Genomic DNA, 12,227 nt, shown 5'->3' with positions numbered 1-12,227 from the left:
CAGAGACTTGTACATCGTTGCCTACAACTCCGTGAAGTCCAACGACGGAGCAGAAACCTCCGGCGCTGATGGCACCTCCCTGCATGGCTTTTGCGAGGAATGGATTACGGAACTTATCGCTTCCATGCGTGACGAGTCCTACCAGCCTCAGCCAAACAGAACAACGATGATACCTAAACGCAATGGTAAAATGCGCAAGCTCAGCTTTCCAAATGGAAAGGACAAGCTGGTTCAGGAGGCTATCCGCATTATCCTGGAGTGCATCTACGAACCTACCTTCTCTAACCTCTCTCACGGTTTCCGGCCAAAACGGTCCACTCAAAGCGCCATAGCCGAGGTAGAGACGTGGAGAGGTACGATTTGGTTTATTGAGGGCGATATCTCCGCCTGCTTTGATGAAATTGACCATCGCACACTCGAAACGGTACTTCGTGAGCGTATCAACGACGAACGATTCATCCGGCTTATCAACAAGATGCTCAAGGCCGGCTACTTCGACATGCAGCACGTTTACCATGGAACCAAAACCGGTAACGCACAGGGTTCCTGTTGCAGCCCCATACTCTGCAACATCTATCTCGATAAGCTGGACAGATTTATGGAAAGCATTATCGAGATGGACACCAAAGGTGACTACCGCATGTTTCGAGAATCATTTACTCTAAACGGTACGGAATTACTAAAGATCACTGTATAACCATGCAAATTCTATGCCAATTTGTTCCACCTCCCAATATCTAGCCCTACCCCCAAAAAAATGCACTACAAACGGACACTCATTTCAAGGGACAACTGTCCTAATATAAAGCACTTTACTCCGAACAATCTATTACGTGCCTTATTCTTAAAAACTGTCCCTGAATGAGACATAATCAGCGTAAATTTGCCTGAACCAAATCCCTAATTTTTGACTCCTATTAATCCTCCCACTGTAAGACTCACCCCGGGAATGAAGCCGACTTCTGTCAGCATGTCCACCAGAACTTTAATTGGTTTATAAGTCAGGTTAGGAACACCGCGATATTGATAGTCTTCTTTTCCTAAAAATTGATGCTTTTTCTCTCCGTAACAATGGAAGGGTAGAATGTCCACGCTTGCTATTTTACCGTGCAGCTGACCAAGGTAGTTTACGAAGGCCGCATAGTCGCTTAAGCTATCGTTAAAACCGGGAATAATCGGCAGCCTCACCCTGACTGGTGCCTTTTTTGCAATTAAATTCTCCAGGTTTTTCAGAATAACAGCCAAATCACCCTTAATCTGTTTTTTATATTTCTCGGCATCCATGGTTTTAAGGTCAATCAAAAAAAGATCGATATATTCTACTAACTGCTCCAGATACGTCCATTGGCAGAAGGCTGCAGTTTCCAGCGCTAAATGGACATATTCATTTTTTAGCCTTTTAGCTAATTCAATCGTGAACTGCGGAAAATAAAGCGGGTCGCCGCCGCTGATGGTAACCCCCCCCCCGGAATTATGGAAAAAGAGACGGTCAGCCACCGCTTCCTTGACAATTTCATCAATGGTTAGACTCTGCCCGACTAGTTCTCTCGCTCCCGCTAGGCAAACGCTGACACACTCACCACAACCCGTGCATTTCTCACGGTCGAATCTAAGCACGAAATCCAATCCATCCCTTTCAAGATAAGTTGAACCGGTTGGGCAATGTTCAGCACACTTGGCGCAACCAATGCACTTTTCTGCATCATAATAAACCTCCGGTGACGTTCGTTGTGCTTCGGGATTATGACACCAAGGACACCTCAAGGGACAGCCCTTGAGAAAAACAGTTGTTCTTATCCCAGGCCCATCCTGCAGAGAATAGCGCTGGATATTGGTTATTAGGGGTCTTGTTATTTTGCTTTTGCTATCGCAACCTGGAACCGTACGCAAACTTCTCCCCCCATCCCTTCGCTTTGTTTTATCGCAGTAGTCACTCAGCACTGTCACTCCAGTCTCTTGCCCCGTAAATCAAAAATCTCGTTAACTTTAACTTGGACAACTGCTATAGGGTTGGGTTTACCCATTCCGGCAAACAGGGCCGCAAACTTGTCAAACAACGGCCCATTAGAAAGCAACTCACCCTTTCCCAAAAAGCGGTATCCCGTCCTGTTCTTCAAGTTGACCGCAACCACCATTACCTGTGGGTTTTCAACGATGTTATGGTAGGTTATTCCGGCTCCTAATTCACCAAAAGCCAGAGTCTCACCATCTATAACCATTGTCGATCCTTTTACAGCAAGATTAGGGCGTCCTTCCCGGTCAGCTGTTGCCACCAAACATTGTTCTTTCTCAACGAGTTCACTCATTTCTGAAGTTATCTTAGCCATGCTCCAGATCTCCTCCTTTCAAAATTCCTTCTACATATAAGTGGTGTGAGACAACAATTTTACCAGTTTCTTAGGTAATTCCTGCAGAGTATCAACAAATTCAACTTGCTCACCATACTCTTGCTTGAGCGCTGTTTTGTTATCTCTTTCACATCCAAAACCCAAGGTCATTAATTTTATTTTCTTTTTCTTGCAGAAATCAGTGGCATATTTGACCTGACTGCCCCAATTAGAAGCCCCGTCTGTGAGATGAATAATAAAAGGAGTCCTCATTCTTCGCTTGAGCAGCAGAGCAGTGGCAATGATCGCTTCACCCGAAGCTGTTTTCCCCTGTGGCAATACCGTATATACCCCTTCTTTTTGGGAGGTAAGCTCCGTTAAATAACAGATACTTCTAGTCTCGTTATAGGCAAAAACTCGGGGATTTTTATTGAAACTCCTTACAGCATCAAAAAGGGCAGTGAAGATTTTTTGCATTGTTTTCCATTTCGGGCCTCCCATTGAACCGGAAGCATCCACCAGCAGGATAAGATCATTTTCCATTTCGTATTTACTTTTCTTATAGCAAAATATTTCACCGGTCATCGGAGCCCGGTACAAGCGTCGAGGATCAATCTTGCCGCTTTTCAGCCCTCGGCTGATGATGTTCCTTTGCTTGGAGTGGCTTTGCAGAGCGAGTCGTAATTTCTGAACCAGATCCCGGTCCACCGGTTCCTGCAGGGGAAGGACAATGTCGCTAATCTCAATCGGAACCAGTTCAGTGTCATCGTTGGTAATCAAACGAACATCTTCCGTTAGGTTCTGATTCTGCTGCAGGAGGGATTCGATTTCTTTGGCAATCACCGCCAGAATGGGCTTCAAAGTTTCCCCGAGCTCCCCGTCAAAAATATCACCCACCTCCAGCGCCTTGGGCATATAGGTTGAGTCCCGTATATCGGTTATCCAAAACTTGGTTGCCTTGAGATATTCATCCCAAATTCTTAAATAGAGATTAGCGCGATACTCGCACCGCTCAACTATACTCTGGATTTTCGGACATTCTTCCGTTAATTCCCATACAATTGAGTTCAACAAACGAAGAGGTTCCTTATAATAGTTCTCGAGATTATAGCCGAACAAGCCATACATAGCATCCGTAAACTCTTCCTTATATTTACAGCCACTCCGGTCAGCCGCCATCAGCCACCAAATATGGAGCAGTTCATCCATGGTCGGGGGCTGAACAAAATTTTTCCTAGCCTCTTTAAATTTACCCTGCCGGTATTTTTCTGCGTACAAACCCAATACCGAGCGGTTGGCAACCAAATCCAAGTAGATCTGTTCCGCCATCATCAGAAAGTTTTTGAGTCTATAGGTGTGATCAGAAGACATTTTGGTTAATTTTCTACCAACCAGGGCTATCGCCCGCTCACTCCACTCGATTTGCTTGTACGCTTCCTTGACCACCACTCCGATCGCATAATCTGTTTTGCCGCCAGGAACAGGATAACTACCCACAACCAGTGAGGGGTTCAGATTAATATCACTGGCTTCATTGGATGACTTCATCCCAGACCAAATAATACTCCCGACATTGGGCCCGATAAACCTGACAATCTTCCGGATTGCTAGCAACAAATTGGCCAGTTCCCTGGATTCAACGGGTGATTTGTTGCGGCGCCAGAATTCAGAAATTCCTTCCCCGCCCTGAATATAAAATCTGTTAATCACATCCCGGTTTTCATTCACCCTGCTCCCCCCCGCCTGAAAAAACTTGTCGTCTGGACATGCTTTTAGACCCGCACACCCGTGTTAATCATTGGGTTTGACAAACAGGACATATTCGTTGGCATTTTGAACTTCCGCAATCCCTTTTTCCAAATGAAGGGTTAAAAGAATCGATTCGAGGTGTTCTCGGTTAATTTGCAAGCTATAGATAATTGCTTCTCGGACACTGGCTCCAATGGCCACCATTTCGGCAATCATCAAGCTTGTTCTGGTGGAGACATCAATGGGCGAATCGGAATGGTCACGAAGTCGATTAATAATCCTGACTATTTCCTGGGCAGTTTCCCGGCTGATTCCCGTTTTTTGCGCCAAAACCTCAGCTTCAACTTCCATGGGTATATAATCCATCAACACGGTATAAAATCTATCTCTTAAAGCCGGATCCATGGTTTCCGTACCAATATATTCCTCCCCTTCATTCATCGTTGCAAAAAAGACTACTCCTTCGGCCACATTAAGCAGGCCCAGTTCATCCATCCAAACCTGCCTGTCTTCCGCCAACAGCGAGAAAAGCATATTGAGGGCTTTGGGGTGCTCCGGACGGTTGATTTCCTCCAAGTGCACAACACAGTTTGGGGTTTGGATAGCCTCCGGAAACAGATAGGGGCGATATTTAGTCTCCCCGTTTTCTAAAACATGCTCCCCGTAAAGCTGACCCGGCTCAGACAATATTCCTATTTGGAAGGTAGCTAACGGCCGCTTAAAAACTGCGGCATATTGCCGGACAATCGAGGATTTACCGCAGCCCTGCCTGCCACTGATTAAAACATTGACAGGATGCTTCTTGGAGATTTTTTCCACTCTCTGAAGTACTCTCAAAGTATCGCTTTCCACATAAAAGAAAGGATCTTGCTTCGGAATCACAATTTTATTAGCTGTCATTTCTGTTCCCCCGTTCGTACCCTTACTCAATTGAGCCTTAACTTCCGATCAGTTAAGGTTGAAGAACATGCACCCTGTGAATACAGGGTGCATGTCAGCTCATTTAAACATGATCTCGGAAGTCAACTTCCCCTTCAGAGAATTTAGCACAAGTCATATTGTAATAATCTTTAATCAATCTTTTCCATACTCCACCCTGCGCCGTCCTAGAGCCGATGCACTGGCCCTTGGAAGGGTCAGTAGGATCCTCAATCCCCAATTTGCATTTCAGGCAGGGTTTTGTGGTTCCTAGTTCATACCTGAGATCATAAGCTCTAGTCTTCGCTTGTACTTCAGCCATACTCAACGTCACCTCCTAATAATATTAATGTCTTATGCTTCCAAAAGTCCGTTTCAGTTCAGTTTCAGTTTCGGTTCATCGATACCCTTGCGCAACCACTAAGCGTTCGAGACCGCATCTTGTATGCCACAGCGCCAATGAGAAAGGTTTTCTTGGCAATTGCTGCAATTTTGATATAAAATATTTTCGGCGTTGCAGACCCTGTTACATCGGACAAACTCCCAGACCAATATCAGAGAAAAATCTACAGGTTAACACCCAAAAATTCCAAATCCTCCGCTCCAAAGGACTGCTCCGTCCTAGAGATGATGGTTTCCTGCCCATAACTGGAGATATCCACAAACCGGGCGCTGAATCCCGAGACCCGGATAATCAAGTCGCCATGCTTTTCCGGTTCCTTTTGGGCTGCTCGCATTTCCTCCGTACTGACCACGTTAAATTGGACATGGTCAATGTTTAGGTCGTACCAAGTTTTCATGTAGGCCATCCAAATATTTAACCCATGTTTGCTGCGCATAATCGGAACCGAGAGCCGTTGATTAAGCAGATTGGCTTTCTGAGTGCTGGTGTCAATCTTGGACACTGACCTGAGAACAGCCGTGGGCCCTTTCTTGTCTGTTCCCATATACGGTGAAATCCCGCCGTCATCTGCAGCAGCTCCGCCGTACCTGCCATCAGGAGTTGGGCCGGTCCGAGAACCGACTTCCATATACAGACCTACCGCTTGACCTGTCGGCATTACCGGGCCACCGGAATAGTTGGTGATTTTTCTCATTTCCCCACCGATTATATCTTCATAGAATCGTTTGATGATCTCATCGGCATAATCATCATCGTTGCCCCACTTGGGAGCATTATAGAAGTCGCGCTGCATGGTTTCGTAACCTTCCCAGTTGCTATGGAGGGCTTCCACTAACTGATTCAAGGTATACTTTTTCTCGTCAAAGATCAGTTTTTTAATCGCTACCAAGGAATTTGCGGCAACTACGGTCGTGATAGGATTATGCCAGCCATTGGGCTGCTCGGACAATTCCATGGCATCTATCCCCAGTTCCATGCACCCATCGTCAATGCTGGACACAAAAGGCATTTGGAGATATTTTGTCTCAAAGTAACGACAAATATCTTTGGCCCTGATAACCATACTGATGCCATACTGATACTGGGCTCGGTAGGCTTCCCATAAATCTTCAAACGTTTGGAAATCCTGAATAGCCCCCGTCTTCGGGCCTAACTGCATGTCGGAATAACTCCAGTCATAGCCATTATTCAGAGTTATTTCCATGATTTTGGCCGGGAAAATAGAACCGCCGCCTTCTGACCTGGTTTTCTGGGTTTTTCTCCGCCCCACAAGTCCCGGGGACATGCAAAGAACATTGGCCCAATCGTGGGCTTCCTCCGGGGTAGCCCCGTTATTATTCTTGCTGAAACGGGCAAAATACGTCATTTGGGAGGTTCCGATCCCGTCATGTTTGATTGAAGGATAACCCAAGCCGTCCCGAATACATTCAAAGACTAATTTCTTGGTTTGGAGCCGCCCTTTGGGATGCCAGCGGAAGACGATGGAAGGCTCGGTGGTCCTGATATTCCTAGCTGCTTCCAAGATTGCATCCGTCATATCATTACACCCATCCGAACCATCCCTGTTTAACCCACCGACGGTCAGGATAAACAGATCATTTGAGCCAGGGAATATTTCCCTATAGCCCCGTGCCTTGCCGGCCCCATGTTCGGAAATTTTCAACCTTTCACACTCCACCAGTTCCACCGCATCCAGTTTAGACATAGGCTGAAAGCTTTTTTCCATAACACTGATCTGATAGTAAGGCCAAAGCAACTTGTCCTCTTTCTGAGCATAGCCGCTGGCATAACGGTCAATTGCGTGGCATAAAAGGTAAGTGAACCACTTAGCCTGCATTGCATCCCGCAAACCCTTGGCCGGTTCGGCAGGTATCCGGTGGCAAATATCAGCGAGCATTAATAATTCTTCTTTGCGCTTGGGATCAGTTTCAAAATTTTCTGCCACAATTTTGCACAGGCGGGCGTGGCGTCTGGCCCAAGCAATAACAGCCTTGTCCGCAATAACCATGGCTTCCCAATTATCAATTTTAGAAATATACTGAAGCCGTTCACCAGCATTCCAATACGGCGCAGCCATCTTGGCCCTAGCTTCCCGGATATGCTGCTCAGCCAGTTCAATTCTCTTCAACAAGCCATCTTCCTGCACCGTCTCGTAGGGAGGCACAATGCTGTTATAACCGGTGGCAAAAGACGGTGCCTCCATGGAACTCACCTGATACATCTGGGAGAGTTCTTCCTGGGTAAAATACGGCTGGCTGTGAGACTGCAGGGAGTGCTTAAACCAATAATTATTGATTTCCTTAGCCTCTTCAACTGGCTGAGGAGCGTATTTACTTTGAATGTAATCCTGCACTGCCATGTAGGAAAGCTCAGGATAAAGCGGAATCCAGTTTGGATGTTCGGCATGATAGCCAACGATAAGTTCATCTTCCTGCAACACAACCGTACCAGTGAGAATATTGGCCAGTCCCAGCGCTCTTCGAATAACTTCAGGCCTGCCATCTGAGTTCTTATGAGCCTCGGTTATCAGGCGCATCCGTTCGATTCCGCCCTTTACGCTCTCCTCAACGAATTCTCCTGCCGTAGCATGCTTCCAACGACACCGTGCTTTAAGCCTTTTCGTCCTCTCTGTGCTAGGGCGCGCCAGATGCTCGTGCAGTTCCTCATCAGGAATATTTTCCTCCGCCGGGTTTTCGAATGGAAATTCAATGACCTTACCCTTGTATTGTACATTCGCAGCTCTTTTAGCCATTAACAACAACCCCCCTTATACCAAAATTGTCTTATTATACCTTTTTGGATTTGAATTTTTCGCAATGCTCTTTATCCATTGTCGACTTGGAAAGCCAATACTTCCCCTTTTCGTCTTTTTCTTCAATCACACAGTCCCCTTTGCCCGGCTCATAATCATCGGCATTATCCGGTACAGAAAAAAAAGATTTGCATTCAGCACAAATAGCCACCAGTAATCATCCTCTCTTTTCTTTTTACCTTTTTACCCACTTTACAATTTGAATCCTGAACCCTTTGGTTTTTAAATTGTCACCTTTAATCAACCACCCCCTTAGCGACGTGAATTCTTCTCGCGCTCGCTGCGGACAAGGGATATATAACTGATATAAGCGAGCATTAACATCCAAAGTAAATATCTTTACAAACATTAATTTATGCAATTAACATGCCATTAACATTAATAATTAAGAATATTATTAATTATACGAATTATCAGATATCAAAGGATGAAACTTATCATCCTTTCTTTTTACCTTTTTACTCACTTTACAATTTGAATCCTGAACCCTTTGGTTTTATAAATTGTCATCTTCATGCCATAAACAATGTAATTAAGAATATTATTAATTATATTAATTATTAGATAATTAATGATTAGATTCATAATCAGTTATTAAAACTCAACGTACAAAACAACCATGGTATAAGGCCTTAAGGCTACTTGAATACATATGTAATCGCGATTAGGTTATTCATCACTTAGTTGTTTAAATTTTTTTAGTTTACTCACAATAGTCGATTGATGGATTCCCAATATTTTGGCTGCTTTACGGGTACTTTTACAGTCATTGTATACTTGCGTTATAAGTCTTTTTTCCGTTTCATTCATAACTTCCCAGTAATTTAAAGTGGCCCATTTTTCAATTTTATTTTGATCTGAGTCAAACCATAAGGAATCAAGATCAATAGTGCTGCCAGTACTTAAAACTAACATTCTTTCGATAGTATTTTCAATTTCCCGAACGTTACCAGGCCAATTATACTCAACCATTCTAGCAATAACCGAAGCTGTTATCGTTTTATTAGTATTATGTTTTTGGTTAAAATTTTGCATAAAATGATAAATAAGAGCCGTTATATCTTCTCTCCTTTTTCTTAAAGGGAGAATTTGAATGGATACGACATTAAGTCGCCAATATAAGTCTTCTCTAAACCGCCCTTTTTTCACCATCTCTTCTAAATCCCGGTTTGTAGCCGCAATGATCCGGATATCCAGCTTGATCTGCTTTCGACCGCCAACCCGGAGAATTTCCCGCTCCTGCAACACACGGAGTAACTTTACTTGCAAATCCAAAGGCATTTCCCCTATCTCATCCAAAAAAGCTGTACCGTTGTTAGCCAGTTCCAAGAGCCCAAGGCGGCCTTCTTTACTGCCCCCAGTAAAAGCACCTCCTTCGTAGCCAAAAAGTTCGGATTCAAAAAGGTTATAGGGGATAGTTGCACAGTTAATCTTAACGAAGGGTCCTTTACTGCGCTTACTGGAACTGTAAATTAATTTAGCCAACACTTCTTTACCTACACCTGATTCTCCTAATAACATCACCGTGGAATCAAACTTAGCAACCTTGATTGCCTTTTCTACATTTCTTCTCATTTCAATGCTGCGGTAAATAATGTTCTCAGATGAATTCTCCATTCTGTATTGTTCCAGTTCCAACTTAGCCTTGTTTAACTCGAAGCTTAATCTATTTAGTTCAGTCAGGTCTCGTAAATTGGAAATTACTCGATATATATTTCCATTTTCGTCAAAAATAGGGGTACCGGTACTTAGAACTTCTTTTCCATTATTTAATTTTTTGGTCAGACTTACCTGTTTTTTAGTTTTTAAAACTTTCATGATAACCGATTCGGTATTATATCCCTTTTCTACCATCCAGTTCACATGCTTGCCAATGATATCGCTGTCTGGGATACCCAGAATATCGCAACTGGCCCGGTTGGCTTTTATAATATTGCCATCTGCATCCGCAACAATAAAACCATCTGCTGAATACTCGATTACTGTATTTAGTTCTTCATTAATTCTTTTAACGTTTTTAAACTCGGAAGCCAAATTTTCCAATTCGGAGATCTCCTGATAAACACCTACAGCACCAATAATTATTCCGTTCTTAATGATCGGGGTTCTATTCGCCAAAATAACTTTATCACGAATGCAAACTTTAAGGTCAAGTTGACAGGAACTGCCTTGGATCACTTCGCTCAACCCCGAATTAGCGATAATACTATCTATGTCCTTTCCCTGAACCTCAGACACAGCGATCCCCATCATTTTTTCGGCAGCTTTATTCATCAAAACAATTCGCCCGTTCCGGTCAACAGCAATAATGCTGTTATGGGAGGAATTGATAATATCTATAAATTCCTCTAAAGCATACTCCAGCTTTCGCTGAAAAGCCGTGACCAAGTCTGTTCTGGTGATTATCCCCACCATTTGACCGGCGCTATTTACCACAACCAATCTCCCCACTGGGATTTGCCAGGCTTCTTCGGGCGAAGCTTCATCGCTGATAATTATCACGCTTCTTTGCATAATTTCTGAGACTGGTATTTTAGTATCCAGCCCTAACGCCTTAAGGGCATGGGTTTTGGTGAAAATACCCACTAATGTTTCCTGATTATCCACTACCGGCAAACCGTCAATACGATGTTTGAGCATTAAGGAAACAGCCCCTTGAACAGTTACCTGCTGGTTAACCACAATGGGGTTAACCGTCATGATGTCCTTAATTTTTAATTTTTCCAAGTTGCCTCACCATCCTGATGAAAGATTTCTTCATTAACTCAAGATTAAGCCCCACGCTATGCGTGGGAGAACGGAAAAGGAAGTATCGATGAACATAATAAAAACAGCCCTCCTCTGCTAAATGACAAAGGTTTCGCAAGCCAAAGTCAGCAGAGGAGGGCACCCAAATGGACAATTCGAGTCTATCACAAACGAAATGGGATTGCACGTACCATACTGTATTCATTCCCAATATATAGACGAAAGTGATGTACGGAAATCGACATTTTTGGACAAAAGGCTATTATGTCAATACGGTGGGAAGGAATGAGGAAGAGATCAAAAAGTACATCAAAAATCAGGTTGAAGCGGACAGGATCGAAGATAACGTAAAACAGCAATCGTAAGACCCCTTTAGGGGTAGCAAGTAACAATGGCTTGCGAAACCACGCCTTCAGGCGTAGCCAGTAACATGCCCTTATAGGGCTCTATAATCAAACCACCCGTTTGAAGGGTGGTACGGTGATCCCACCACTGCTCATCACCTTCGTTTTGACGATGTATCGTTTCTAGTGTAGCCCGCACTTCCAGTCCCATTTGCCATCCTAATTCCAAAGCTTTGATGTTTCGTTCCGCTGTACCTCTCGGAGCTCGTTGCTGAACAGCTTGCAAAACATTCTCCCAAGGTATTTTACCACTTAATGAAGCCACCACTCCTAAAGCCACAACATTAGTGCTTTGTTCGGAACCAAATTGAGTACGGGCAGTTTTAGTAATCGGTAACGAATAAAAGTTGATACTGCGCGGCTTAACTTCTGTAACCTGCGAATTATCCACAATCAGGATGACCTCGTCATTTAGCGATAAGCCATACTTTTTATAGGCTTCTTGACTGAGAGTTAAGACAAAGTCCGGTTTTTCGACTTTAGGGTAAGCAATCCCTTCGTCTCCGATAATGACTTCAGCTCGACTGGCACCTCCCCTGGCCTCGGGTCCATAGCTTTGACTCTGGGCGACATTTTGGTCAGCAATAATTCCGGCCTCTGCCAACATGATCGCCGCTAAAATCAAACCCTGTCCGCCGGTTCCGGTTAACAGAAATTCTTGTTTAGCCATGATGACTGCCCTCCCTTAATCTCTGTCTTAGTTTATCGTATTCTTGAGTATACTCCGGAGCTTGTGATTTGAAGATCTCGCCGATCTGGAAATCTTCCTCGCGGGTCGCTTGTTTTCCTGCTTGGAAGGCGTGCTCTTTTTGCCAGAGTAGCATATCTGCTGGAGTTTTAAATTTATTGCGGCGTCCATAGGAAAC

At 44.1% G+C, this 12,227-nt stretch carries 9 protein-coding genes and 3 pseudogenes; 2 read left to right on the top strand and 10 right to left on the bottom strand.

The window, feature by feature from the left end; translation table 11 throughout:
* A pseudogene (locus JL57_RS12755) lies at positions 1-640 on the top strand (reverse transcriptase/maturase family protein); the annotation flags it as partial.
* A 260-nt stretch (positions 641-900) separates the two neighbouring features.
* Here JL57_RS12755 and JL57_RS12750 read toward each other — a convergent pair.
* The 8 genes from JL57_RS12750 to JL57_RS12715 form a co-directional block, all read right to left on the bottom strand.
* Entirely contained in the window at positions 901-1,890 is a 990-nt protein-coding gene (locus tag JL57_RS12750; protein ID WP_291300028.1) for a glycyl-radical enzyme activating protein, read from the bottom strand.
* Between the two features lie 53 nt (positions 1,891-1,943).
* On the bottom strand, positions 1,944-2,327 hold the full coding sequence (locus JL57_RS12745) for a pyridoxamine 5'-phosphate oxidase family protein (RefSeq protein ID WP_034142431.1): 384 nt from the start codon (positions 2,325-2,327) through the stop codon (positions 1,944-1,946).
* Between the two features lie 30 nt (positions 2,328-2,357).
* Positions 2,358-4,055, bottom strand: a complete 1,698-nt coding sequence (locus JL57_RS12740; RefSeq protein WP_034142430.1) for a vWA domain-containing protein — start codon at positions 4,053-4,055, stop codon at positions 2,358-2,360.
* A gap of 63 nt (positions 4,056-4,118) precedes the next feature.
* The gene (locus tag JL57_RS12735) at positions 4,119-4,976 is read right to left on the bottom strand and encodes a MoxR family ATPase (protein ID WP_034142429.1); all 858 of its coding nucleotides are present in this window, start codon (positions 4,974-4,976) and stop codon (positions 4,119-4,121) included.
* Between the two features lie 103 nt (positions 4,977-5,079).
* On the bottom strand, positions 5,080-5,316 hold the full coding sequence (locus JL57_RS12730) for a benzylsuccinate synthase beta subunit family protein (RefSeq protein WP_034142428.1): 237 nt from the start codon (positions 5,314-5,316) through the stop codon (positions 5,080-5,082).
* A gap of 244 nt (positions 5,317-5,560) precedes the next feature.
* Positions 5,561-8,149 (bottom strand): glycyl radical protein, encoded by a 2,589-nt coding sequence (locus tag JL57_RS12725; protein WP_034142427.1) that lies wholly within the window; start codon positions 8,147-8,149, stop codon positions 5,561-5,563.
* Between the two features lie 34 nt (positions 8,150-8,183).
* On the bottom strand, positions 8,184-8,360 hold the full coding sequence (locus tag JL57_RS12720) for a benzylsuccinate synthase gamma subunit family protein (protein WP_034142426.1): 177 nt from the start codon (positions 8,358-8,360) through the stop codon (positions 8,184-8,186).
* Between the two features lie 518 nt (positions 8,361-8,878).
* On the bottom strand, positions 8,879-10,936 hold the full coding sequence (locus JL57_RS12715) for a sigma 54-interacting transcriptional regulator (protein ID WP_291300027.1): 2,058 nt from the start codon (positions 10,934-10,936) through the stop codon (positions 8,879-8,881).
* Positions 10,937-11,103: 167 nt separating this feature from the next.
* Between JL57_RS12715 and JL57_RS34315 the strand changes: the two are divergent.
* Positions 11,104-11,322, top strand: a pseudogene (locus JL57_RS34315) (transposase).
* Between the two features lie 7 nt (positions 11,323-11,329).
* Here the strand turns inward: JL57_RS34315 and JL57_RS12710 are convergent.
* Positions 11,330-12,031 (bottom strand): 2-oxoacid:acceptor oxidoreductase family protein, encoded by a 702-nt coding sequence (locus JL57_RS12710; protein WP_366557020.1) that lies wholly within the window; start codon positions 12,029-12,031, stop codon positions 11,330-11,332.
* Positions 12,024-12,227, bottom strand: a pseudogene (locus tag JL57_RS12705) (2-oxoacid:ferredoxin oxidoreductase subunit beta); the annotation flags it as partial. The gene JL57_RS12710 and the pseudogene JL57_RS12705, both read right to left, overlap by 8 nt.

This window comes from Desulfosporosinus sp. BICA1-9 (genome assembly GCF_000802135.1).
The sequence above is the reverse complement of the archived record's forward strand: the minus strand, read 5'-3'. Positions and strand labels throughout refer to the sequence as shown.